Source organism: Ruegeria sp. C11, assembly GCF_056537725.1.
The window spans coordinates 244,093-266,602 of the sequence record NZ_JBQFSB010000001.1 but is presented as its reverse complement, the minus strand read 5'-3'; the positions used below and the strand labels follow the sequence as shown (position 1 = coordinate 266,602).

The window sequence follows — 22,510 nt, the reverse complement described above, 5'->3', positions numbered from 1 at the left end:
GGTCAGCCTTTGGTTGGGTGTCTGTCTGGGAGTTGTATGTTGGCGACCTGCTCGGCAATTGGTGCCGTCGAGAGCGGGTGGCTGGAGGTGCGGGAAAACCTTTCGGGATTCGGGACGCTTTGCCAGCTGTTGTTCATGTAGACTTCGAGCCCGGCGAACTTTGCCTTGTAACCCATTTTTGGGCTGCCGGGCACCCAGTAACCCAGATAGACGTATGGCAGTCCGGCCTCGCGCGCGATGTCGATGTGGTCTAGGATCATGTAGGTGCCGAGTGAATTCTGCGGCTGTAGCGGGTCGTAGAAGGAATAAACCATGCTCAAGCCGTCCTCGAGCACATCGGTCAGACTGACGGCGATCAGGTCGCCGGTGCGGGTGTCGGAATACTCCACGACGCGACTGCGGATTGGTGTTTCTTCGATCATTGCAGCGAACTCGAACACGTCCATATCCGCCATTCCTCCGTCAGCGTGGCGGACATCCAGATAGCGACGGAACAATTCGAACTGATCATCGGTGGCCCAAGGCGATGTTGCGCGCCGTTCCAGATATGCGTTGCGTCTGGCTGCGCGTTTCTGGCTTTTGGTGGGGCGGAATTTGGACACGTCAATCCGGGCGGACAGGCACGCCGCGCAATCTGCGCAGGACGGGCGGTAGAGAACATTCTGAGATCGGCGAAACCCTTGTTGCGACAAAGAGTTGTTCAGTCGTTCCGCGCCTTCGCCCTGTAGTGCCGTGAACAGCTTTCTTTCCATCCGGCCCTCAAGATAGGGGCAGGGCTGTGGGGCCGTCACATAGAATTGTGGCGCTATTGGCAGCGTGTGTCGCATGCAGATCCCGTGTTTCCTGTCAGGATGATAACAACGGTTTCGGGACCCGCCAAGTGATTCAAATGCCGATTCAGGCTATAGCGCGTTGATTTAACATGACGGTACCAAGGAAGGCGTCTGTCAGCCCCTGGCATCGCGCGCTGGTCATCATCATGATCACCGAGACCACCTGAATGACGGGAAACGCCATGCTGATAAAATACCCGGCAGTGTGAGCGATGGCCTTGCCAGTGTCCATGCGAGCACCAAAGGCGTCGCGGAGTTCGATCCCCATGAACCGCATGCCAAGCGTTGCCGAGCCATTGGCAATGGTAACTACGCGATAGGTGAAACTGACCACCATATAGATGAGGGCTACGAAAAACAGGCCCAGTCCTACGGTCATGATGACGGCCACCACACAGAGCAATGAGATGAACGCGACATCGAAAATCCAGGCGAAGAAGCGTTTGAACGCGACAGACTGGTAGAATTCGGGCTGGCGATCGGGGTCGGGCAAATGCCTCATGTCAGATAGTCCGGTTCTGTATTTGGGAGATGCCCTGCACCGGAGACGGGGCAGGGCGACTGTTTATCAGGCGTCGTCTTTGCGCTCACCTTCATCTTCGTGGTTCGCACGCGCACGCTCTTCCATGAATTCGTCGAATTCGGCCTTGTCCTTGGCTTCACGCAGACGGCGCAGGAACGCTTCGAACTCCTGTTGTTCGCGCTCTAGCCGGGCCAGAGTATCCGACTTGTAGGCGTCAAATGCGCTGTTGCCGGATGGCTTCATAGCGCTCATGTGGCTTTGCCAGGATTTGCGGCGGCTGCAGGACTTGCTGAACATACGTTTGCTCCAGATCATATAGGCAAGAAGGGCCAGACCAACGGGCCAGAAGAATACAAAGCCGAGGACCATCGCGGCGATCCATGCGCCTTTGCCCTTGCTGTCAAGCCAGGCTTCGGAACGATAAAGCCATCCCGGATTTGCAGGAGTGGCAGGTTCGGACAGTGCGGTCATTGGGTTTCTCCAGGTTGATGTAAATGCCTTTCACATTGATCTAGATGGGGCGCGTGGTTTCAGGTTGCAAGGGGTAATGTGAAAAAGATTTACATTGTGGAGTGGCGCAGCTTTGACCAGAGCTGGCGGGGATCTGGTGCATTTTTCCCGAAAGTAGCGCGCTGGGGATTCTTTTTGAATCTGATGCCGATGTTTGCAGCCAGCCAGTTCAGAATTCGAATTTAGTCTGAACAGGTGGTGTATATTGTTCCAGCAATTCCTGACCTTCGGCACCCGATTTGATCGGCTTTACAGTATGATACTCGAACCGGCCTTCGTATTTCGTTCCAAGTGTTTCCTGCGCTTCCGTTGGGGTTGTGACGCCTTTTAGCCAATTTTCTATCTCTTCCGGCGTCAAAATGACCGGCATCCGGCTGTGGATGTGAGAGATCTGCGAACTGGGCTTGCGGGTCATAATGCTGCAACTGTGGCTGCCGTCCTTCGTCCGATAGAATCCCGCAAAGAACATCGTAGGGGAATTGCGCTTTACTGTTACGAACACAGGGCAATCGTGGCCCTGATTCTTTGGCCATTCATAATAACCAATTGCAGGGATGAGGCAGCGACCGTTGTCCCAGTAGTCACGCCAAAATTCAACGTTCTCGATTTTGGAGTTGATCAGGGGCTTCTTGCTACGAGGGTCTCTGATTTGCCAGCGGGCGGATGTAAGCTCGGCGCTATTGCCATCCCAGCGGACCATACTGACCTGATTGGTGGGCGAAACATTGTATCCTCCTGAAGGAGGGGGATTGGGCAGATGAGGAGAGATTTTCCCGTCCAGAAAATACTCCAAAATCGCCAGCATCTCGCGCTGTGTCAGGTGTCCGGCTGCATACTTTCCACACATGAACAAAGCCTATGCAGATTGGGGTGGTTGAACAAGAAGCAGGCAGAACATTAACAGACAAATGGAACGCACTTTGGCGATTTGCCATGTTGCTGGAAAGGACGCCCTGCCCATCGCATATAGCGTTGTAGCCAAAAGACGGCGCGAGGTCTTCAAGCAAACTCTGCTGTAGTTTCCTCAATGATCTGATTGTTCCGGGATTTGTATTGTTCGGACCCATAGATATTCCGATATTCCCGATAACGCCGGTTTAAAGGCCATTTGAAACGCAATAGGTTGAATGAGGCTCGAATCGCAGGAGTTTCCGTTGAAGCCTTATCGTAAACACCCGACTGCGTGCTTCCTACATCATCCGGCCTGTTCAGGGTTACTGTAACAATAGGTGTCAAACGACAATGGACGTCAGTGACTACAAAACCGCCCCGTCAAACGACGAAATCCTCAAGCTTGAAAAGCGGGTGTGGAGGGCGCTGGTCGAAGGGGATGCGACCACCGATCGTGCCTTGCTTAGCCCTGATTTTCTGGGTGTCTACCCCAGCGGGTTCGCCAACAGGGACGAACATGTAGGGCAGTTTGCCGACGCGCCTACAATGGCCGAATTCCGGTTAAGCGAGACAAAACTAAGGGTTCTGTCCGCGGATGTCGTACTATTGTCTTACCGGGCGGACTATCTGCGCCCGGGTGCGAGTGAGTGGGAAACCATGCTCATTTCCTCGCTTTGGGAACGACGCGGAGAGCATTGGCTAAATACCTTCAGTCAGGATACACCTGTTACCGAAGGATGACAGGTTTGCCCCATTGACGTTGCAGTCTGGCAATGCACAACCTGCGGGCATGACCGGATCTCTTGCCATTTCCCGACTGCCGCGCCCCTTTGATGTCTCGCTGGGTGAAGATGCGCGCAAATTGGTCCCGAATCTGACACCCGAGCAGGGTGAGCTGATAGCTGGTGCAGCTGGATCAAGCCCATACCTCAAAGGTCTGATCGAGCACGAGGCGGCGTGGCTGCCCGAAGCTTTGGCGCAGTCGGACCTGGCCATGGCGGCCGTTATGGAAGCGGCCCGGGTGTTGCCGCCGGATCAATTGAAACCGGGGCTGCGTCAGGCCAAACGTCGGATCGCATTGCTGACGGCATTGGCGGATCTGGCGGGTGCATGGCCGCTGGAGAAAGTGACAGCGATCCTGACGGATTTCGGTGCCTTAGCGGCGGATGTGGCAGCCAAATCCGAGATTGCGAACCTGATCCGGCGCCGCAAGTTGCCCGGTTTGACCGAAGAAGATGTCGATACTGCGGGCGGCATGGTGATCCTTGCCATGGGCAAGATGGGCGCGCATGAGTTGAACTACAGCTCGGACATCGATTTGATCGTGCTGTTCGACGAGACCCGGTTCGACCCCGATGACTTTTACGAAGCGCGGCAGGGCATGGTGCGGGCGACGCGCAATTTCTGCGCAACGCTAAGCGACAAAACGGCTGATGGTTATGTATTCCGCACTGATCTGCGGCTGCGCCCCGATCCGGCTGTAACACCGGTCTGCCTGGCGACAGAAGCGGCGGAACGTTACTATGAAAGTCTTGGGCGAACATGGGAACGTGCCGCCTATATCAAGGCACGCCCCTGCGCGGGTGACCTTGCGGCCGGGGCGCGTTTTCTTGAGGCGCTGCGCCCGTTCGTATGGCGTCGGCATCTGGACTTCGCGGCCATTCAGGATGCTCATGACATGCGTCTGCGCATTCGCGAGAACAAGGGAACCGGCGGGGCGTTGTCGATACCGGGCCACGACATGAAGCTGGGGCAGGGCGGGATACGTGAGATCGAGTTCTTTACCCAGACCCGCCAGTTGATCGCAGGAGGCCGCGACCCTGATCTGCGCGTCCGGGGGACCGTGGAAGGGCTGGCAGCGCTGGCCGGAAAGGGGTGGGTGCCGGAAGACGTTGCATCAAAGCTGACCGATCATTACCGCGCTCATCGCGAGGTCGAACACCGTATTCAGATGGTGCACGACGCGCAGACGCACAAGGTTCCACAGTCCGAAGACGGGATCGAACGGATCGCGTGTTTGATGGGCACCGACCGGGAAAAGCTGATAACCGATCTCAAGCATCGTTTGACCGAAGTTCATGAGCTGACAGAAGGCTTTTTTGCCCCCGGTCCGGGGCCGACACCCGTTCCAGCGCAAGAGGTAACCTTTGATGCAAGCGTTCTTGCGCGTTGGCCAACATATCCGGCCCTGCGTTCGCAGCGTGGCGCGCGGATATTCGAGCGTCTGAAACCAGAGTTGCTGTCCAGGCTGGCAAAAACCGCAAAGCCAGACGAGGCATTGCTGGCCCTTGATGGCTTCCTTGCGGGGTTGCCTGCGGGGGTGCAGCTGTTTTCACTGTTCGAGGCCAACACGCAACTTATCGACCTGCTGGTCGACATCGTGGGAACCTCGCACGCATTGGCGGCACATTTGTCACGCAACTCGTCCGTCTTTGATGCAGTGATCGGCGGTGGATTTTTTGCCGATTGGCCGGGGCAGGTGACCTTGCAGTCCGAGTTGTCCGAGGCACTTGCCGCGGAACAGGACTACGAAACCCAGCTGGATATGGCCCGGCGCTGGTGCAAGGAATGGCACTTTCGCATCGGTGTGCACCACTTGCGCGGGCTTATCGACGGGGCCGAGGCCGGCAGACAATATGCCGAGCTTGCACAGGCCGTTATTGCTGCTGTTCTGCCCTGTGTGGTTGCCCAATTTGCTCGCAAACACGGGCCAATGCCTGGTCGCGGGGCCGCGGTTCTGGGAATGGGATCGCTCGGGGCCGGGCGGATCAACTCGCAGTCCGATCTGGACATGATCGTGATTTATGATCCGCTGGATCAGGATATGTCGGACGGTCCACGCCCGCTTGCAACACGAACCTACTATGCACGATTCACCCAAGCCCTGATCACAGCGCTTTCGGCGCCTATGTCTCAGGGGCGGCTGTACGAAGTCGATATGCGGCTTCGCCCGTCCGGTAATCAGGGGCCAGTTGCAACCAGCTGGGCCAGCTTTACCCATTACCAGCAGGAAGAAGCCTGGGTTTGGGAACATCTGGCCCTGACGCGGGCGCATGTGGTCGCCGGGGATGAGGGGCTTGCATCGGATATCGAAGAGTTCCGAGTCAGCTTCCTTTCGCGCACGCGGGACAAGCATAAGGTTCTGCGCGAAGTGGCCGAGATGCGCGACCGTCTGGCCGCCGCAAAATCACCGGCAGGGGTTTGGGATGCCAAAACCGGCTCTGGCCGCTTGCTGGACATCGAATTGATCGCCGAAACCGGAGCCCTGTTGGCTGGCCGACCCGAACGTGACGTCCATTCCGGTCTGGATGGTGCAGTCGCAGCCGGGCTGTTTGACGTCGCACAGGCTCAAACCCTCAAAGACTGCTATGATCTATGTTGGTCTGTGCAAAGCGCGGCACGGCTTTTGTCCGGCAAGGTGATCGAGGCGGACAAGATCGGCGATGGGGGGGCGGCCTTTTTGTGCAGGGCCACCGGTTTCGAACGTATCGAAGAGCTTCAAGTTGCGCTGCAGGACAATTATACCACGGCGGCCTCACTGATTGAGGCAGCGGTTGAGGAGGGCAGAAATGGCGCGCAGCAATGATCCCAACGATCCCAAAGGGTTGATCCGCGAGGCCTATCGCATCGAAGGTATCGGCCCACCCGAGTGCCGCAGCATTTTTCTGGACTGGGCGCTCAGCCTGCCGGATGACCGGGATCAGTCCTCTGCCCTGAAGGATCTGCATCTGGCCTATTCCGCAGAGGCGCCGGACCATCCGATGACGCAGGTTCTGAGTGATGGAATGCAATCGGCCAAGGCCCCAAAACGTCGGGGTGGATGGCGGTCGCGCCCGCGTAGTTAGTAGCGTGACCCAAGCAGGGGGTTTCGCATCGGCTGCATCAGGACTATGAGAGCGGCCATGACCGAAGCACCTTCCATCGAACGACCCCGAGTCCGCCTGAAACCCAAGGCCAACGCGCGCGGTGTGCGCCATGGCTTTCCGTGGGTTTATGCAAACGACATTGTGACGGATCGTCGAACGCGCAAAATTCCGGCGGGTGCGTTGGCTGTGCTCGAGGACGACAATCGCAATCCCGTTGCGCTCGTTGCCGTGAATCCGACATCCAAAATCATGTGCCGCGTTCTGGACCGTGATCCGGCCGCAATCCTTGATGCCGACTGGTTCGAAGCCAGGCTGGCGCGGGCTCTGGAAATGCGTGAGCGCTTGTTCGACGCGCCATACTATCGCTTGGTACATGCCGAGGCAGATGGCTTTCCGGGCGTCATCATCGACCGCTTTGGGCACGCTTGCGTAATACAGCCCAATGCCGCATGGGCCGAAACACATCTTGAACAGATCGTAAACGCACTGGTGAAGGTCACCGGGGTGACCGTCGTCCTGAAAAACGCATCGGGGCGAACTCGCAGCTTGGAAGGGCTCGATGATCTGAGTTTGACCCTGCATGGGCAGGCACCACAAGAGCCGCTGCCAGTCCCAATGAACAGAGCGACATATTTGGCCGATCTGACAGGCGGCCAAAAGACAGGTTTGTTCTACGACCAGCGTCCCAACCACGCCTTTGCCGCAAGGTTGGTGCAGCCGGGTGCGCGGGTGCTGGATGTTTTCAGCCATGTTGGCGGGTTTGCCTTGGCCATGCTGGCAGGCGGCGCAGGGCAGGCGATCTCGGTAGATGGATCTGCCGCCGCACTGGAACTGGCAAACAAAGGTGCCCAGGAATCTGGTTTTGCCGATCGTTTCTCCACCCGGCAGGGCGACGCGTTTGATGTGCTTGCGGCATTGGCAGACGAGGGCGAGACATTCGATGTCGTAATTTGCGACCCGCCTGCTTTTGCGCCATCTAGACAAGCACTGGACGCTGGCCTGCGCGCGTACGAACGGATCGCGCGACTCGCCACGCCACTGGTCAAGCCCGGTGGATATCTGGGGTTGTGTTCCTGCTCGCACGCCGCGGATCTGGGGCGCTTTCGCGATGCTTCGTCCCGGGGCATCGGCCGGGCCGGGCGCCAGGCGCAACTCCTCCATACCGGGTTTGCCGGACCTGACCACCCGCAACTGCCGCAGCTGGCGGAAAGCGGTTACCTCAAAGCGGTGTTCTTCCGCCTGTGAAAGCTGTTCTGGATACCTGTGTCATCTATCCGACTGTCATGCGGGAAATGCTGCTGGGTGCGGCGCGACAGGGCTGTTTCACCCCCATCTGGTCTGCGCGCATCCTTGAGGAGTGGGCGCGCGCAGCTATCAAACTTGGGCCCCAGGGCGAGGCGCAGGCACGGGCCGAAATTGCTCTGATCCGCGCAAACTGGCCTGGGTCCGAAGCTAAACCCAACCAGGGTGCCGAGGCGCGCCTTTGGTTGCCCGATCCCGCCGATATCCACGTTCTGGCAACAGCCGTTGCAACTTCGGCAGATACGATCGTCACAGTGAACGCCAAGGATTTTCCACGCCAGATCTTAGCCGAAGAAGGGCTGACGCGGATCGACCCGGATACGTTGCTTCACGGCTTTTGGCTGCAAGAGCCCACAAAAATTGCAGACCTGGCCGATCAGGTCCTGTCCGAAGCCAACCGTTTTTCCGGCGATCAATGGACCATGCGCGCCTTACTCAAAAAGGCCCGCCTGCCGCGACTGGCCAAGGCACTATCTGCCTGACCCATTTTTCCTCTTGCTGAAATTATGCCGGGGAGTGCGAGGGGCTGGCCGCTCGCCACGCGCTTTCAGACCTTGCTCCAACGCTGCTCAAGCTTTTCCAACGCGGCGATCCGCTCATCCGTTTTCGGGTGGCTCATCAGCCAGGCGGGGACGACGCCCGCGCGCTGTTGAGTCAGGTCTTCGAGCTTGTGAAACAACGACTTCTGCGGGCCGACGCCAATTCCGGCTTTGGTCAGCAAGGCGGCGGCATATTCGTCGGCCTCATACTCATCCGCCCGCGACAGGCGCGAGGCAAGCAGCGCTGTCAAACCATTGGCAATCCAGACGCCGATCAGCGGTATGAACCGGTTCAACAGGATAATAAGCGCTGTTCGCAAGGCATTCTGACCGGAAAAATCAATCATCCGACGGCGCGCGTGACCCAGTGCAACATGCCCAAGCTCATGCGCGATGACCGATGCCATTTCCTCGGCCGACACCTCACCACTTCTGAATTTGCGATAGAAACCACGGGTGATGAAAATCCGGCCATCCGGGGCCGCCAATCCGTTCACCGGATCAATCTCATAGATGAATACGGGTATCCGGGCGACATCCAAGGCCGCCGCAAGACGGTCAGTCATGCGTTTCAAGGCGGGATCGGCAAGCTCGGTCGACTTGGCGTCCAGTTCCCTGTGGGTGCGCCAGACGGAAATCCGGTACATCACCACAGCATAAAGAACCGCCAGAAGTATCGGAGTAATGCGCAACATAAGACAGATATGGGGCGCATCAGATGGAAGGGCAACCCATGTCACGCGCCACGTGTCTTTGAACCAAGATATGGCGTCATTTTCTTGACAAATCGTTGGGCCACTTCAAAAATTGAAGCAGAGGTTTTTCGGGGTTTTGGAATGAATTTTGTTTTCAGGGGTACAGCTTCGGTTTTTGTACTTACCAGTACCGCTTTCAGCACTTCTGCACAGGAGCGCATTGAAATTTCCGAAGGAGGGATGACGATTTCGGCGCCGTCCTCTGTGTCCTGCGAAAACCCACCCGAATTCACGCTAGAAGGCGCCGGAGGAGCGCTGTTCTCCAGCGAACGTTCGGCCGTGAACTCCATCGTTTCTCGAATGGCAAAGGGGTTGGCACAAAGCTGCCCTGACGTTGATACGCTTATGGTTTCCGGCGAAGAACAGGGCATTCGCTTTTCTTTTGAAATTCTGCGCGACAACGAGTGGATGCTGGATGCACCATCGGAACCGCCAAAAGAGCCCGCGAAGACAGAAGAAGTTTCTCAGGATCAGGTAGCCGCGAAAAACCCGGCGCCAACGCCGCCTCCGCCGGAACCGCCAAAGCCCGAAATTAAACCCGGCATACCGATTGAACAGTTCATGCAGATTTTCGGGCCGGTTGCCACCGTGCGCGGGTACCTTCCATTGGACAATCGCGAACTCTGGCCACGGGTACTTGCGGCGCGCGCATTTGCCGAACGTCCGGAACTGCTGCAGGACGATGCCATCGCGCTTGAGCTTGTCGAACAGTTGCTGACGCCGGTGGAAATGCAGCAACTCAAGGGACCACTGGCCGGTAAACACATGAATCAGTGGTCGGTGTTCGAACGCAGGGACCTTGCCAACCGAATTCGCACACAGCTTGCGCCCGGACTAGAGGGGCGCCGCCAGACCGGGCCCATCAACGTGTATCATTCCGTTCCGATCCAGCTTGGTGAATATGACTTCAGCACAAGTTCCTTTCCGCTGGATTCGGAAAGAGTGCGCCAACATCCGTCGCCGCGATGGAAAAACGTTCAGATCACAAATGCATTTGACTCGATCGTGCTTCCTACGAGTCTTGCGGCCAGTGTCGAACAGGCCAGACAACTGGATAATTATCTGAGGCAGCGAAACGACAACAGATTGTATCTTGCCGTTTTTGCTGAGATTGATCCGGGTGTTCCGCCATCGATCACGCATCATTCCAATCAGGGAAAGATGAACGGACGTCCCAAGGTGAAGCAGATCGCGCTTTTTGCTGATCAGGGGTTAACGCAGATACTGTTCGACTACACCCCGGTTCTGGCCGATCTTCAGGCCGAGGCTGATCTGGCGTTCGACTACTTGCAGAGCCCGATTTCCGGAGGCGAGGATTTCGTGCGCGCAATCGGTACTCTGAATGACAGCGACGCAGCCGCGGTTGCGATGGCATTGGCTTACGAGCGTAGTGGGCATCATCCTCCAAAACCGGCGGCTCAGGTGCTGGCTGAATTTGGTGAAGTTAAAGGGCCGACACGGCTGAAGTTTGGGGGTAACGCCAGTTTCGGAACCTATGATCCTGTCCGAAAGGTCCTGCCGATACAGAACTATTACCCTCAACACGGGCAGTTTCAGACCATGGATATGGGGTTTAGCGCCGAGGCCGGATTTTTCCCGCAAGTGACGGAAATACCTATGTCTCAGGAACAGGCCAATGCGATTCAGCAGGCGGCGGCGCAGTATCACCAGTTGGAGCTTCGGCTGGAGGCGGACATGACCTCGGGCAGTCACATGCCTCAGTCTGTCGACTACCTGCAGCTCAATACGACGTTCCGCCCGCATCGCATCGTTGTTTTCTCGGGTCGCCGTGGAGAGCCATCGGCCAAAAGACTGGTATTGGCCGACATCGTTCTGCCCGAGACCAGTGGGGCGGTTCCATCACTGATCGAGAGTCTGAGAATCGACCAGTGATGGAATAAAGGCCTGAGGGCTTAGCCTTCAGGCGCGTACCATATCGGTGAAGTATAGGCGCGCTCCTGTCCGGTCAGGGTAGCACCTTCGGGGATTTCGGCACCCAGACGCAGTTTGTCATAGAGAACCCAGCGCGGTGTTGGGATCTCCAGAATCCGTGCGTAATAAAAGGCCTGCTGGTTGGCATCAAAGGCAGGGTCGCTCCAGACAGCGGCCAACTCGGATGCGCCGATTGTGTTCGTATAGTTGGCAGCGTCCAGGTCTACCGTGTTGCCAACCGCAGGTATCTTGCCGTCAGCATCCGGTTCGCGTGCGTCTGACCACGCAACGTCGAAAACCTTTTCCTGCAGGTTGCCATCGCCATCGACCCAGCCTTTGACGATCTGGATGCGGTCCAGATTGGCGCCAATTGGATCGCGCAGAGCATAGACCATGAACGTGGGTGCGTCTGACGCAGCGCCACCAAGATCGCCACCCATCGGCACACCCTTTTCATAACCCACGAATGCAGGCTGGCGGGATCTCAGATCGTTTTCGTCAAACTCCCAGCCGCCAAAAAACCGCACGGCAATGCGCGGGCCGGTTGTGGCGTAAACCTCGCGCCGCACCATGGCGTCCCACAGTGCCTCGCGCGTGTTTTCCTTGGCCCACACGCCTGTGTATCCTGATGCAACCAACGCCCATCCGGGAAATTCGCCCTGATCGGTTTTTGTAAAGGGATGGGTTGCACGGGTTTGAGAAGGCTCTGCATTCGAGGCTTTGCCAAAATAGTTGTCGCTGTCAGCGGTGGCCAGCGACGTGTGACTGTCCGTGGCACCGGAAAATCCGAATTTATACGGGTTTACGCCAAACTTCTGTTCCAGCAGCATACCTTGCTTCAACGCCTCGCGGGCGTATTCGCCCTTGAGCATGTCGTCCGTTTTGGCGGCTGTCAGATCAAGGTTCCCGGCGTCCCAGTTTTCGTAATCGGCAAATTCGTCATCTGGGGAAAGCAGGGGATGTGCCTCGCCATCGCCCTTGATCTGGGTGATTTCGTACAGCGGTTCCCACTTCGCCCGCGCCATCACATAGTCTTCGTCGACGGGGTCGCCGGTAAAGCGGGTCTGGGTGGGAAACATGACCCCGTTGGAAAGATTACCGTTATGGGCCAGTGCAAACACCTGACCGCCGGTGGTGTCCTCGTAGTTCTGCATCCATTCGTACAGCTTCATCGGATCGTTGCTGCCGACAGGCGGCTGCGTGACCATCGGCTGAACCTGCAAGGCGCGATCGGCATTGTCACGGAAAACCACGTTGCGGTGCAGGTTGTTGCCTTTCTCCAGCGAGGTCCATTCGTAACCGATAAATGCAGTAAAGCGCCCCGGCTCGTTGAAAGTCTCGGCAGCATCGACCAGATCCTCCCAAACCGAACCGTAAATCGGTGAACCTGGCGAATAATCCTTGATCAGGTCGGGGTCCATCGTGCCTTGCGAGAAATTGGTGATCAGGTCCAATGCCGCCTCAGCCGACGCGTCGCCCCCTTGATTGATCGCCTCACTCCAACGCTTGCCCTGTTCGGATTTCAGGATGTTGGGTGCACCATCTTTAAGGTCGAAAATCATGCCCATACCATCGGAATGCTCGGTCAGGACAAGCCAGTCCAGTGGGCGGGCCAGTTTGACAGGTTGGCCCGTGGCCGATGTCACTTCTTCGCCGCGTGCGAATTTATACGCGATATCCGGGCCTGTCGTATTACCGAACAGCCCTGCGTCCATGGAGTATCCGGTGTGCAAATGAGTATCGCCCCAGAATACCTGACTGGGAAACGCGCGTTGAGCGTAGGGCGAATACGCCTTGCCGGGGTACAGCCCGCTAAGGGATTCACTGGACGGGACAAACTGTGCAAGTGCAGGAGAGGCAAGGGAAGCAGTAAGCGCAACAAAGGATACCGTGCGTAGCATGAGGGTGACTCCGAAATTTATTGCAAAAATTCGAATTCACTATTGCATCATGAAACGGTTCACCAAAGTGAATTTTTTCAGCGCGTAAGCTCTCGCATGCCCTGTTCCAAACCCGCCAACGTCATGGGAACCATGCGGTTCTCGAATATTTCGCGGATCATGCCGACCGAGTGCGTGTAATCCCAGTATTTTTCCGGCACCGGATTGATCCACAAGTTCGACGACCATTGCTCACGCGCGCGCTGCAGCCAGACCTGACCGGCCTCCTGGTTCCAGTGCTCGTTTGCTCCGCCGGGATAGGCGATCTCATAAGGGCTCATCGACGCATCGCCCACGAAGATACATTTGTAGTCGGGGCCATAGGTACGCAGCACTTCGTGTGTTGGCGTTTGCTGGTCCCACCGTCGCAGGTTGTCGCGCCAGACGCCTTCGTACAGGCAGTTGTGGAAGTAATAGTATTCCAGATGTTTGAATTCGGCGCGTGCTGCGGAAAACAGCTCCTCGACAACCTTGATATGCGGGTCCATTGACCCGCCGACGTCCAGAAACAACAATACTTTCACGGCGTTATGACGTTCGGGCCGTGTCTTGACGTCCAGATAGCCATGTTCGGCAGTTGCGCGGATCGTGCCGTCCAGATCCAGTTCTTCTGCCGCACCTTCGCGCGCCCAACGGCGCAGACGCTTCAGCGCCACCTTGATGTTTCGGGTGCCCAGTTCGACCGTGTCATCCAGATTCTTGAATTCGCGCTTGTCCCAGACTTTGGTAGCGCGCTGGTGGCGGCTTTCCTTTTGCCCGATCCGTACACCCTCGGGATTATATCCGTATGCGCCGAAGGGCGAGGTTCCGGCGGTTCCGATCCACTTGTTTCCACCCTGATGGCGGCCTTGCTGCTCTTGCAGGCGTTCGCGCAATGTCTCCATCAGCTTTTCAAAGCCGCCAAGCGCCTCAATCTCGGCTTTTTCCTCATCCGACAGGTGTTTTTCCGCCATTTTCGCCAACCAGTCGGCAGGGATATCCACGGCTTCGAGAACCTGTTCAAAACTGATCTCTTCCAGTCCTTTGAAACTGGCGGCAAAGGCGCGATCAAACTTGTCGATGTTGCGTTCGTCCTTCACCATCGAAACGCGGGCGAGGTAATAGAACGCTTCGACGTCATAGGTGGCCAACCCCTTCTTCATCCCTTCCAGAAAGGTCAGGTATTCGCGCAGCGAAACCGGAATGCCTGATTTTCTGAGGTTTTCGAAGAAGGGTAGAAACATGACGTCACACCATCGTTCTGTGCAGCAACAACGTCGCGATCATGCCAAGCAACCCGAAAGCGATTGCATATACCACCGCGTACTGAGCGATATCAGCGCCCGAGCCCTTTCTTTTACGCGCAGTCAATCCGCCCAAAATTGCGCCCAACAGAGCCATCGCCACAACTATCATTCCTACGTCATCCGCCTGTTCTGTTGCGGGGGTTCAGTAAGGCAATGTCCTGCATTACCGATCGAACCGCCCAGTCCGATCCGAACCCGTAGCGCGCCCATCCGATACTGTCCAGCCTGACCGAACGTGCCTGTTCGGGGCGTCCGGTCAGCTCCAGCGCCTCGGCCTTGAGCAGCATCAAAGTGGACAGCATGGCCGCATTTTCTGCGCGCGTCATCGCGTCGATGGCGGGATTGATCTGTCTGAGCGCCGAGGCCCCGTCACCACGCGCTACAGCGTAGGCTGCGGTTTGCGTGGTGACATAGGCGCGATGCAGCTCGGTTCCGGGTGTGCGGGACAGATAGTGCAGGGCAGTACCGAAATGCTTCTGAGCTTCTTCCGGGTCCTCAAACTGCGTCATGCGGCCGATAAGATAGTGGGGGAAGGCACGGCGCTGGTCCGTCCATCCATGGCTTTCCCCGATGCGGGCGGCCTTTTGGACAGCCCGCTGGCGCTGAGCCACGTCCGCGCTTGGCCCCAGAGATCTCTGGATGGCATCAATCCAGTTGCGAGGAGTCTCGGATACAGGCTGCGCTGCGATCGCATTGCCCCGCGGATTGTATCGGCTGAGAATACCGGGAATCACGGCAGCCACCTGTGGCCGCGTCATGCCGTTTCGAAGCTCTGGCGAGTAGGTTGCACGCAAGATCAGCATGTCGAACCCGGTCAGAACGGTGTGCACATTATCATCGTTGAACACCGAATCCGGCAGACGATACAGATCGTTGAGAGGCCCCAGCGCCTGCGCCAGTTCCTCGTGCAGACAATCCCGGATTTCCTGTGGGCTTACGTCATAGGGAATGAAAATTCCCAACCGTTCACGGCTGCGCAAAAGCGACCAGTTGCTTTTGCTTTTGCGTCTGTCACGACGGTACTCGGCCAGACTCGAGGCATTGGGGACCACAAAACAAGCGGCCTGTGGCAGAGTGCGGCGAATTTGATCGCGGCTGACTGCTTCGATGGTAATGTTTGCGTTGTCGGTCGAGACCTGCTGAATGTCGATACCAGCCTCGCGCCGCAACCTTGACAGCAACCGGCTCAGGTCCGCCTGCATCGTGGGCGGCGGTGTGCCGGTCAGCCGTACGGTGATCGGCATTTCGAACCGGGTGAACACCTGCAACTCGCGGCCGCTTTCCAGTTCGAAATGCAGCGACAGGAAATCCGCAGCGATATTGGCATTCGACCGAACCGGCGGCGAGGGCCGGGCAGTGGTGAAGGTTTTCATCGGTGGCAGCGCAGTTTCGGAAAACTGCGCGCGCGTTGGCACTTCGACCGTTTCAACGGTTGTGCAGCCAGCCAATGCAAATGCGAGTATCAGCGCGCCTATTCTGATCATGGCCTGTTGTACCTGATGAATGGCGTCAACTTTCCGATGCGATCATAAAGCTTACGCGCCGTATGATTGAAATCCTGCGTCAGCCAATAAACACCCGGTGCGCCCATGCGATCAGCCTCGGCATAGACCGCCTCGATTAGTGCGCGACCAACGCCTGTTCCGCGCGCTTCGGGGCGGGCAAACAGGTCCTGCAGATAACAGACGTTTTCAACTTTCCATGCGTGACGATGAAACAAGTAGTGCGTCAGCCCGATCAGTTTGCCTTCCAGTTCGGCCACGAAGCACGAAAAATTCTGCGGATCGTCGCCCAACAGGCGGTCAAAGAGGGTGTCATAAACCTCATCCGTGACGGAGGTTTCATAAAACGCCAGATAGTCCCGCCACATCTCGGCCCATTCGGGCCTGTCCTCTGGGCGCAAACCCCGGATGACAACCTTGTCACTCAACTGACTATCTCCTGTTGCGGCAATCGTACATGCGGGTTGGCGAGCAATCGAACATTGCCCGCATGGTTACACTCAGACCTGATCAAAGCAAGCCGCGAGCCGTCCGTAACTGAAGACCGTTTGTGTCACCTCAGCGTTTGCCGCGTGCCATGAAGGCAAGTCTTTCGAACAGATGCACGTCCTGTTCGTTCTTCAACAGTGCCCCATGCAGTTTCGGCAATGCGGATGAACCATCACGCTTGAGGTCCTCGGCCGTCAAGTCTTCTGCAAGAAGAAGCTTGAGCCAATCCAGGACTTCGGATGTGGACGGTTTCTTTTTCAGCCCCGAAGTTTCGCGGATTTCATAGAACTGGGTCAGGGCGGTTGTCAGCAGTGCTTCCTTGATGCCCGGATGGTGGACGTCAACGATTCTGCGCATCGTCGCCTCATCCGGGAAGCGGATGTAGTGAAAAAAACAGCGGCGCAGGAATGCGTCCGGCAGTTCCTTTTCGTTGTTCGAGGTGATGATAACGATGGGGCGGTGTTTGGCACGGATCGTTTCGCCGGTTTCGTAGACGTGGAACTCCATCTTATCAAGCTCCTGCAGCAGATCGTTGGGAAACTCGATATCAGCCTTGTCGATCTCGTCAATCAGCAGAACGACCTTTTCGTCCGCTTCAAACGCCTGCCACAGCTTGCCCTTCCGGATGTAGTTCGACACGTCGTGCACGCGTTCGTCACCCAGTTGGCTGTCGCGCAGACGGCTGACGGCATCATATTCGTACAGACCCTGCTGTGCGCGGGTCGTGGATTTGATGTTCCACTCGATCATGGTCAGGCCCAGCGCACCGGCTACCTGTTTGGCAAGCTCGGTTTTACCTGTGCCGGGTTCACCCTTGACCAGCAGAGGCCGTTCCAGCGTCACCGCCGCATTCACTGCAATGGTCAGGTCGTCTGTTGCGACATATTCGGCGGTACCTTGAAAACGTGCGGTCATATGAGTCTCGGGCCATGGTGTTGTCGTTGAAGCTGTGCAGACGGGTTACATATGGGGCAAATAAATGGCAAGTAAGCCGCTGCGTCGTCCGATTTTGAAATTATTCAATGACAACAACCGGCTTGGCATGATTCGCGTCTGTGGCACTCTTCTATTGGTTGCGCACTGCCTTAAAATGGCCCGGTGAATTTCACAGAAAAACAAGGTTTTGCTGAATAAAGTCTCTTATTTAGACTAGTTAGAGCTTTGATCTGTCGGGGCTACGTTTGTGTAGTGACATTCCCGGTCCCGTCGGATAAACGCTCCGCAGAAGGGGGTGCCGAATGTCAGGTGAAACAAGTGCGACCGACGTTTCAGGCCATACCGAGGGAGCAAATATGAAGCAGGAAGTTTTTCTGCCGGAGGATTACCGCCCGGCCGAAGATGAACCTTTCATGAATGAACGACAGCTTGAGTATTTCCGCCGCAAGCTGATTGATTGGAAAAATGAACTTTTGGCGGGAAGCCGCGATACGATCGAAGGGCTTCAGGACAATACCCGCAACATTCCCGATGTCGCCGACCGCGCGAGCGAGGAAACCGACCGGGCGCTTGAATTGCGTACGCGGGATCGTCAACGCAAACTGGTCGCCAAGATCGACTCGGCGCTGCGTCGGATCGATGAGGGCGAGTACGGGTATTGCGAAATGACGGGTGATCCTATTTCGCTGAGACGTCTGGACGCCCGCCCGATCGCGACCATGACGCTTGAGGCGCAGGAACGTCACGAACGCCGCGAAAAGGTTCACCGCGACGATTGATCGCTGGATCAAATGAAGAAATTGGAAACGCCGGGCCTGTTGTCCCGGCGTTTTTACGTTAAGCCGTTCTCATGAATATCGATGGTCTGAAGTTCTGCGTAATTGGCGCGGGTATCGGTGGTTTGGCGGCGGCATTGGCGCTGCGCCTGAAGGGGGCGCAGGTCACACTGCTGGAACAGGCGCCGGAAATCACCGAGGTTGGCGCCGGATTGCAAATCAGCGCCAACGGGATATCCGTATTAAGTGCGCTTGGTGTGATCGGTGATGTGCCCGAAGCGGGGCAAAGGTCATACGGCACCGTTTTGCGAGACTACAGAAACGGACGGTTCATCAGCCGTATTTCCGAGCCCGCCGCGGGGCCGACCTACTATTATCACAGGGCTGATCTGATCGACCTGCTGCACAAGGCTGCCATTCGGCAAGCCGTCGACATTCGTCTGGGCGCGCAGGTACAATCAGTAGCGGATAAAGCCGATTGCGCGGTTGTTGATCTGAGCAATGGCGAAACCTTGATTGCAGATTGTGTTGTCGCGGCAGATGGCGGGCGCAGCAACACGCGTCCACAGTTGAACGGGGAAGAACTGCTTGGCTTCACCCATCAGGTCGCCTGGCGGGCAACAATTCCCTGGACCCGCAAATCCGACGAGCCGAAGGCGCATTTGACAATGGGGCCGGGGCGGCATGTCGTGACCTATCCGCTGCGCGACCAAAGCCTTCTGAACATCGTCGCAATCGAAGAACGCTCGGACTGGCAGCAAGAGGGGTGGCGTCTGAAGGGCGATCCCAACGATCTGCGCGCGCGGTTCGCGGATTTTGGCGGTAAGACTGCGGAGGTTCTGCAGGATGTGACTGAAACACATCTCTGGGCCCTGTTCTTGCGCCCGGTGGCGCGCAAATGGCAAAACGGCCGGATTGCGTTGTTGGGGGACGCGGCGCACCCGACCTTACCTTATATGGCGCAAGGGGCCTGTCTGGCGCTTGAGGATGCATGGATTTTGGCGCGATCCTTTGCGGAACCGGATGTTCACAGCGCGCTGAGTGCGTACGAAGCGGACCGGCTCCCTCGTGCAGGTCGTGTCGTCGCCGCCGCTTCTGCCAATGCACGCAATTTCCATTTACGCGGACCGATGCGGATTGCCGCTCAGATGGCGCTTACGGCAATCGGGCCGAGGCTGGGCCGCAGATACGAATGGATTTACAGCTATGATGCAACTGCCGAAGACTGATTAAACGTCCAGCTCAACCCAGACCGGGACGTGATCTGAGGGCTTTTCAAGGCCGCGCACGTCGGCATCAATCCGGCAATCCCGCATCAGATCGGCGGCCTGCGGCGACAGCAGGAAATGGTCGATGCGAATGCCGTCATTCCTGTTCCATGCACCAGCTTGATAATCCCAGAACGAATAATGTCCTGCCCCCTGGGTTTGCGCCCAAAAGGCTTCGGTAAAACCCAGGTTGAGGATTTTCCGGAATGCCGCACGGCTTTCCGGGCGAAACAGCGCATCTTCCCGCCATGCATCTGGCCTTTTGGCATCTTCAGCCTGCGGAATGATATTATAGTCTCCGGCCATGAGTGCGGGCTCTTCCGTCGCCAGCAACGCCCGCGCGCGATCGTACAGACGCTCCATCCAGGCCAGCTTATAGTCGTATTTCGGACCGGGAACCGGGTTTCCGTTGGGCAGATAGAGGCCACAGACGCGCAAGGCCTTTTTGCCGACGACAGTCGCCTCGATCCAGCGCGCCTGTTCATCACTGTCGTCCCCGGGAAGGCCACGTGTCACGTCTTCAAGCGGCAGCTTCGACAGGATGGCAACGCCGTTAAAGCTCTTTTGTCCATGGGTTTCGACATTGTATCCACGTTCCTCGAAAATCTCGCGCGGGAACAGTTCGTCCACAGATTTGATTTCCTGCAGCATCACCAAATCGGGTTGTGCATCATCCAGCCAGCGGGGCAGGGCTTCGGCTCGCGCCTTGATGCCATTGATGTTGAACGTGGCGATTTTCATGCGCGGCCCTCCGAACTTCTTGTGAGAACCTATCGCCTAGATTCCAACGTGCAGCAAGAGGAGCAGTTCAGGATATGCGAGGCTTTACCTCGCGCTCCGGAGTATTAGCGGCCAGATGAACAAGGAATCCTTTATTCATCTGGCAAAAAACTCTGGGGGAAGGCACGGCTTGCTGCACCAGGGACAAAGCCCTAAAAATGTAAGGCGCCGTTGGGGGTTACATCGAAAATGAGGTACCGCAGCCGCAGGACGACGTCGCATTCGGATTTTCAATCACGAAACGCGCACCGATCAGTTCTTCGGTGAAGTCTATCGTCGCATTCTCCAGAAAGGGCAGTGAAATTGAATCCACAACGACTTTCTGGCCTTTTCCTTCAAGAACAAGGTCATCGTCTTTCGGGGCGTCCAGCGCGATTTCGTATTGAAATCCGGAACATCCACCACCCTCAACAGCGACACGCAGGGCCTGACCCTGATCCGATGCACCTATTTCGGCAAGGCGGTCAAAAGCGCGGTCGGTGACTTTTGGAGGCAGGTTCATGCCGTACTCCGATGGTTTCTTTCCAAAGCATTATACCATATAGAAAAGACAAGGACAGGCGACAAGGACAAGACCTTTGGAAAGAGCGGGTTTTGCCTCGGACCCAGGCCGCGCAAGGGGGCGGCTTGTGCCAGAGGAGGAAAGCAGTTTCCGGTCATGCTTTCAGCGCGACCGTGACCGGATCATCCATGCCAGTGCGTTCCGGCGTCTCAAGCACAAAACGCAGGTGTTTGTCGAACATGAAGGTGACAGTTACCGCACACGCCTGACACATTCGATCGAGGTGGCTCAGGTGGCGCGAACGATCGCGGGTGCGCTTGGCTTGAACGGCGAACTGACCGAGGCGGTGGCGTTGGCCCACGATCTGGGTCACACGCCATTTGGTCATACCGGAGAAGATGCGCTGCATGAGCTTATGCACCCCTATGGCGGCTTTGATCATAACGCGCAGGCGATTCGCATCGTGACCAAGCTGGAGCGGCACTATGCCGAATTCGATGGTTGCAACCTGACGTGGGAAACACTGGAAGGGATCGCCAAGCATAACGGTCCGGTGGTGGGAGAGCTGCCCTGGGCGTTGTCCGAATGCAATGAAGCGTTCGATCTTGAGCTTCACACACATGCGAGCGCCGAGGCCCAGGTGGCCGCTTTGTCGGACGATATCGCGTATAACAACCACGATTTGCACGACGGATTGCGGGCCGGGTTGTTCACGGATGACGAGATCGCGCAACTTCCCATTGTTGGTGATTGCTATGCAGAGGTAGACCGCACCTATCCGGATATTGATCCCTACCGTCGCAGGCACGAGGCGTTGCGGCGGGTTTTCGGTGTCATGGTGTCTGATGTGATCGAGACTTCGCGCACTTTGTTGCGTCAATCGGGTGCGCAGTCGGTCGAAGATGTGCGTGCAATCGGCTACCCAGTCATTCAATTTTCAACAGATCTTTGGGCCAGCCTGAAGGAAATCCGCGCTTTCCTGTTTACGCGAATGTACCGCGCACCATCGGTGATGGCAGTCCGAGAGCAAGTTGCAAAGGTGGTGGAGGAGTTGTTTCCGATCTACCTGAGCGATCCCAAACAAATGCCTGCGCATTGGCATGCCGATATCGAGGCTGCGCCGGACGAAACTGCGCTGGCGCGGATCGTTTCGGATTATGTTTCGGGCATGACCGACCGGTTTGCGTTGCAGGATCACGCCCGATTGACAGGTGTTGGCCAAAAAAGGGCCTGACTATTCAATCCCGATGTAGGCCAGCGCCCAGACCTGCTGGCTGGACTGAGTCTGTCGCAGTTCATCGTCATCAGTTGGCGGGAACACGATCATGGTCGGACCATACGCGCCTATCCCCATCGGTTGACCATCCGCATGGGTTGCCAGAATGGGATTGTGGTCCGAGATTTCCTGCCACGAAATCTCGGCCTGATAACCGTCCATGGCCATTGGTCTGGCGGTTTTACCCACTGCGCCCGCCATCTCCATAACGGCGGCCAGATGAGGGCCGGAGAACGTAGTCGTCTGCTCCTTTCCCTCAGGGCCGTATGGAATAGTGATTTCCACCTGTGGCAAAGCATCCAGCATGGCGGCATCGAAACCGGCTGCGGCTGGGTGGTCAACTTCGAGGAAGCTGAAAAGTCCGCCGTCATCAAGACTCCTGGCGGGCAAGTTCGCTTCGGTTACCGCGCCGCCGAGTGTGATGAGCACATGACCCTTTGGCGAGGCGATTTCTGCAGATACGGGCAAAGGAGCGAGTAGGGCAAGGCAAAGGGGTAGGGCGAGGCGCATCAATATCTCCGGGTACCAGTGGTTCGCCCAACCCTACACAGGACAAGCGACCAGCCAACCCCTAACTGACGGGCTGCATTGACCTTACCGTCTT

General features: G+C 57.0%; 24 protein-coding genes. 9 read left to right on the top strand and 15 right to left on the bottom strand.

What is annotated here, in order from left to right; genetic code table 11:
• Positions 1 to 2: 2 nt before the first annotated feature.
• From ACR0NA_RS01380 to ACR0NA_RS01365, 4 genes are all read right to left on the bottom strand, one after another.
• Positions 3 to 827 (bottom strand): arginyltransferase, encoded by an 825-nt coding sequence (locus tag ACR0NA_RS01380; protein WP_480725452.1) that lies wholly within the window; start codon positions 825 to 827, stop codon positions 3 to 5.
• 70 nt (positions 828 to 897) lie between these two features.
• Positions 898 to 1,335, bottom strand: coding sequence for an RDD family protein (locus tag ACR0NA_RS01375; RefSeq protein WP_480449842.1), 438 nt, complete (start codon positions 1,333 to 1,335; stop codon positions 898 to 900).
• Between the two features lie 66 nt (positions 1,336 to 1,401).
• Positions 1,402 to 1,827 carry a DUF2852 domain-containing protein gene (locus ACR0NA_RS01370; protein ID WP_170652049.1) on the bottom strand — a complete coding sequence of 142 codons (426 nt, stop codon included), beginning with the start codon at positions 1,825 to 1,827 and terminating at the stop codon, positions 1,402 to 1,404.
• Positions 1,828 to 2,035: 208 nt separating this feature from the next.
• Positions 2,036 to 2,713 carry an SOS response-associated peptidase gene (locus tag ACR0NA_RS01365; RefSeq protein WP_480725449.1) on the bottom strand — a complete coding sequence of 226 codons (678 nt, stop codon included), beginning with the start codon at positions 2,711 to 2,713 and terminating at the stop codon, positions 2,036 to 2,038.
• A 395-nt stretch (positions 2,714 to 3,108) separates the two neighbouring features.
• On the opposite strand from ACR0NA_RS01365, the gene ACR0NA_RS01360 reads away from it, so the two are divergent.
• From ACR0NA_RS01360 to ACR0NA_RS01340, 5 genes are read left to right on the top strand one after another with little or no spacing between them, the layout of a single operon-like run.
• Positions 3,109 to 3,498, top strand: a complete 390-nt coding sequence (locus ACR0NA_RS01360) for a DUF4440 domain-containing protein (RefSeq protein ID WP_480725447.1) — start codon at positions 3,109 to 3,111, stop codon at positions 3,496 to 3,498.
• 49 nt (positions 3,499 to 3,547) lie between these two features.
• Positions 3,548 to 6,343, top strand: coding sequence for a [protein-PII] uridylyltransferase family protein (locus tag ACR0NA_RS01355; RefSeq protein WP_480725445.1), 2,796 nt, complete (start codon positions 3,548 to 3,550; stop codon positions 6,341 to 6,343).
• On the top strand, positions 6,327 to 6,602 hold the full coding sequence (locus ACR0NA_RS01350) for a hypothetical protein (RefSeq protein WP_480725441.1): 276 nt from the start codon (positions 6,327 to 6,329) through the stop codon (positions 6,600 to 6,602). Before ACR0NA_RS01355 ends, ACR0NA_RS01350 begins: the two co-directional genes overlap by 17 nt.
• Positions 6,603 to 6,659: 57 nt before the next feature.
• Positions 6,660 to 7,868, top strand: coding sequence for an RSP_2647 family RNA methyltransferase (locus ACR0NA_RS01345; protein ID WP_480725439.1), 1,209 nt, complete (start codon positions 6,660 to 6,662; stop codon positions 7,866 to 7,868).
• Positions 7,865 to 8,407 (top strand): RSP_2648 family PIN domain-containing protein, encoded by a 543-nt coding sequence (locus ACR0NA_RS01340; RefSeq protein ID WP_480725438.1) that lies wholly within the window; start codon positions 7,865 to 7,867, stop codon positions 8,405 to 8,407. Before ACR0NA_RS01345 ends, ACR0NA_RS01340 begins: the two co-directional genes overlap by 4 nt.
• 65 nt (positions 8,408 to 8,472) lie before the next feature.
• Here the strand turns inward: ACR0NA_RS01340 and ACR0NA_RS01335 are convergent, their stop codons facing one another.
• Both ACR0NA_RS01335 and ACR0NA_RS01330 read right to left on the bottom strand, forming a co-directional pair.
• Positions 8,473 to 9,159, bottom strand: coding sequence for a M48 family metallopeptidase (locus ACR0NA_RS01335; protein ID WP_480725983.1), 687 nt, complete (start codon positions 9,157 to 9,159; stop codon positions 8,473 to 8,475).
• A gap of 41 nt (positions 9,160 to 9,200) precedes the next feature.
• Entirely contained in the window at positions 9,201 to 9,509 is a 309-nt protein-coding gene (locus ACR0NA_RS01330) for a hypothetical protein (RefSeq protein WP_480725435.1), read from the bottom strand.
• 10 nt (positions 9,510 to 9,519) lie between these two features.
• Between ACR0NA_RS01330 and ACR0NA_RS01325 the strand changes: the two genes are divergently transcribed.
• Positions 9,520 to 11,112: a hypothetical protein gene (locus ACR0NA_RS01325; RefSeq protein WP_480725433.1), complete on the top strand. Its 1,593-nt coding sequence runs from the start codon at positions 9,520 to 9,522 to the stop codon at positions 11,110 to 11,112.
• A gap of 20 nt (positions 11,113 to 11,132) precedes the next feature.
• Here ACR0NA_RS01325 and ACR0NA_RS01320 read toward each other — a convergent pair whose 3' ends face one another.
• From ACR0NA_RS01320 to ACR0NA_RS01295, 6 genes are all read right to left on the bottom strand, one after another.
• Positions 11,133 to 13,052, bottom strand: coding sequence for a DUF3604 domain-containing protein (locus tag ACR0NA_RS01320; RefSeq protein WP_480725431.1), 1,920 nt, complete (start codon positions 13,050 to 13,052; stop codon positions 11,133 to 11,135).
• A 77-nt stretch (positions 13,053 to 13,129) separates the two neighbouring features.
• Positions 13,130 to 14,314 carry a vWA domain-containing protein gene (locus ACR0NA_RS01315; protein ID WP_480725428.1) on the bottom strand — a complete coding sequence of 395 codons (1,185 nt, stop codon included), beginning with the start codon at positions 14,312 to 14,314 and terminating at the stop codon, positions 13,130 to 13,132.
• A 4-nt stretch (positions 14,315 to 14,318) separates the two neighbouring features.
• On the bottom strand, positions 14,319 to 14,486 hold the full coding sequence (locus tag ACR0NA_RS01310) for an apolipoprotein acyltransferase (protein WP_170652067.1): 168 nt from the start codon (positions 14,484 to 14,486) through the stop codon (positions 14,319 to 14,321).
• A gap of 7 nt (positions 14,487 to 14,493) precedes the next feature.
• Complete coding sequence (locus ACR0NA_RS01305) at positions 14,494 to 15,861, bottom strand: DUF2927 domain-containing protein (protein ID WP_480725425.1); 1,368 nt, start codon at positions 15,859 to 15,861, stop codon at positions 14,494 to 14,496.
• Positions 15,858 to 16,307 carry an N-acetyltransferase family protein gene (locus tag ACR0NA_RS01300; protein ID WP_480725423.1) on the bottom strand — a complete coding sequence of 150 codons (450 nt, stop codon included), beginning with the start codon at positions 16,305 to 16,307 and terminating at the stop codon, positions 15,858 to 15,860. The genes ACR0NA_RS01305 and ACR0NA_RS01300 overlap by 4 nt, the downstream gene beginning before the upstream one ends.
• Positions 16,308 to 16,437: 130 nt before the next feature.
• Positions 16,438 to 17,283: an AAA family ATPase gene (locus ACR0NA_RS01295; protein WP_480449831.1), complete on the bottom strand. Its 846-nt coding sequence runs from the start codon at positions 17,281 to 17,283 to the stop codon at positions 16,438 to 16,440.
• 377 nt (positions 17,284 to 17,660) lie between these two features.
• Here ACR0NA_RS01295 and dksA point away from each other — a divergent pair, with 377 nt between their 5' ends.
• Both dksA and ACR0NA_RS01285 read left to right on the top strand, forming a co-directional pair.
• Positions 17,661 to 18,083, top strand: coding sequence for an RNA polymerase-binding protein DksA (dksA, locus tag ACR0NA_RS01290; RefSeq protein WP_170652072.1), 423 nt, complete (start codon positions 17,661 to 17,663; stop codon positions 18,081 to 18,083).
• Positions 18,084 to 18,154: 71 nt separating this feature from the next.
• Positions 18,155 to 19,309 (top strand): FAD-dependent monooxygenase, encoded by a 1,155-nt coding sequence (locus ACR0NA_RS01285; RefSeq protein WP_480725421.1) that lies wholly within the window; start codon positions 18,155 to 18,157, stop codon positions 19,307 to 19,309.
• Here ACR0NA_RS01285 and xth read toward each other — a convergent pair whose 3' ends face one another.
• On the bottom strand, positions 19,310 to 20,089 hold the full coding sequence (gene xth / locus ACR0NA_RS01280; RefSeq protein WP_480725419.1) for an exodeoxyribonuclease III: 780 nt from the start codon (positions 20,087 to 20,089) through the stop codon (positions 19,310 to 19,312).
• Positions 20,090 to 20,306: 217 nt separating this feature from the next.
• The gene (locus tag ACR0NA_RS01275; RefSeq protein ID WP_170652078.1) at positions 20,307 to 20,630 is read right to left on the bottom strand and encodes a HesB/IscA family protein; all 324 of its coding nucleotides are present in this window, start codon (positions 20,628 to 20,630) and stop codon (positions 20,307 to 20,309) included.
• Between the two features lie 76 nt (positions 20,631 to 20,706).
• Here ACR0NA_RS01275 and ACR0NA_RS01270 point away from each other — a divergent pair, with 76 nt between their 5' ends.
• Positions 20,707 to 21,864: a deoxyguanosinetriphosphate triphosphohydrolase gene (locus ACR0NA_RS01270; protein WP_480725415.1), complete on the top strand. Its 1,158-nt coding sequence runs from the start codon at positions 20,707 to 20,709 to the stop codon at positions 21,862 to 21,864.
• On the opposite strand, the gene ACR0NA_RS01265 is transcribed toward ACR0NA_RS01270, so the two are convergent.
• Positions 21,865 to 22,416: a putative pterin-binding protein gene (locus ACR0NA_RS01265; protein WP_480725413.1), complete on the bottom strand. Its 552-nt coding sequence runs from the start codon at positions 22,414 to 22,416 to the stop codon at positions 21,865 to 21,867.
• Between the last annotated feature and the right edge of the window lie 94 nt (positions 22,417 to 22,510).

Excerpts from the sequence above, each read along its gene's own strand:
- ACR0NA_RS01380 (WP_480725452.1), bottom strand. The coding sequence starts at position 827 with ATGCGACACACGCTGCCAATAGCGCCACAATTCTATGTGACGGCCCCA.
- ACR0NA_RS01375 (WP_480449842.1), bottom strand. The coding sequence starts at position 1,335 with ATGAGGCATTTGCCCGACCCCGATCGCCAGCCCGAATTCTACCAGTCT.
- ACR0NA_RS01370 (WP_170652049.1), bottom strand. The coding sequence starts at position 1,827 with ATGACCGCACTGTCCGAACCTGCCACTCCTGCAAATCCGGGATGGCTT.
- ACR0NA_RS01365 (WP_480725449.1), bottom strand. The coding sequence starts at position 2,713 with ATGTGTGGAAAGTATGCAGCCGGACACCTGACACAGCGCGAGATGCTG.
- ACR0NA_RS01360 (WP_480725447.1), top strand. The coding sequence starts at position 3,109 with ATGGACGTCAGTGACTACAAAACCGCCCCGTCAAACGACGAAATCCTC.
- ACR0NA_RS01355 (WP_480725445.1), top strand. The coding sequence starts at position 3,548 with ATGACCGGATCTCTTGCCATTTCCCGACTGCCGCGCCCCTTTGATGTC.
- ACR0NA_RS01350 (WP_480725441.1), top strand. The coding sequence starts at position 6,327 with ATGGCGCGCAGCAATGATCCCAACGATCCCAAAGGGTTGATCCGCGAG.
- ACR0NA_RS01345 (WP_480725439.1), top strand. The coding sequence starts at position 6,660 with ATGACCGAAGCACCTTCCATCGAACGACCCCGAGTCCGCCTGAAACCC.
- ACR0NA_RS01335 (WP_480725983.1), bottom strand. The coding sequence starts at position 9,159 with ATGTTGCGCATTACTCCGATACTTCTGGCGGTTCTTTATGCTGTGGTG.
- ACR0NA_RS01330 (WP_480725435.1), bottom strand. The coding sequence starts at position 9,509 with ATGGAGTTCACGGCCGAACGTTCGCTGGAGAACAGCGCTCCTCCGGCG.
- ACR0NA_RS01325 (WP_480725433.1), top strand. The coding sequence starts at position 9,520 with ATGGCAAAGGGGTTGGCACAAAGCTGCCCTGACGTTGATACGCTTATG.
- ACR0NA_RS01320 (WP_480725431.1), bottom strand. The coding sequence starts at position 13,052 with ATGCTACGCACGGTATCCTTTGTTGCGCTTACTGCTTCCCTTGCCTCT.
- ACR0NA_RS01315 (WP_480725428.1), bottom strand. The coding sequence starts at position 14,314 with ATGTTTCTACCCTTCTTCGAAAACCTCAGAAAATCAGGCATTCCGGTT.
- ACR0NA_RS01310 (WP_170652067.1), bottom strand. The coding sequence starts at position 14,486 with ATGATAGTTGTGGCGATGGCTCTGTTGGGCGCAATTTTGGGCGGATTG.
- ACR0NA_RS01305 (WP_480725425.1), bottom strand. The coding sequence starts at position 15,861 with ATGATCAGAATAGGCGCGCTGATACTCGCATTTGCATTGGCTGGCTGC.
- ACR0NA_RS01295 (WP_480449831.1), bottom strand. The coding sequence starts at position 17,283 with ATGACCGCACGTTTTCAAGGTACCGCCGAATATGTCGCAACAGACGAC.
- dksA (WP_170652072.1), top strand. The coding sequence starts at position 17,661 with ATGAAGCAGGAAGTTTTTCTGCCGGAGGATTACCGCCCGGCCGAAGAT.
- ACR0NA_RS01285 (WP_480725421.1), top strand. The coding sequence starts at position 18,155 with ATGAATATCGATGGTCTGAAGTTCTGCGTAATTGGCGCGGGTATCGGT.
- xth (WP_480725419.1), bottom strand. The coding sequence starts at position 20,089 with ATGAAAATCGCCACGTTCAACATCAATGGCATCAAGGCGCGAGCCGAA.
- ACR0NA_RS01275 (WP_170652078.1), bottom strand. The coding sequence starts at position 20,630 with ATGAACCTGCCTCCAAAAGTCACCGACCGCGCTTTTGACCGCCTTGCC.
- ACR0NA_RS01265 (WP_480725413.1), bottom strand. The coding sequence starts at position 22,416 with ATGCGCCTCGCCCTACCCCTTTGCCTTGCCCTACTCGCTCCTTTGCCC.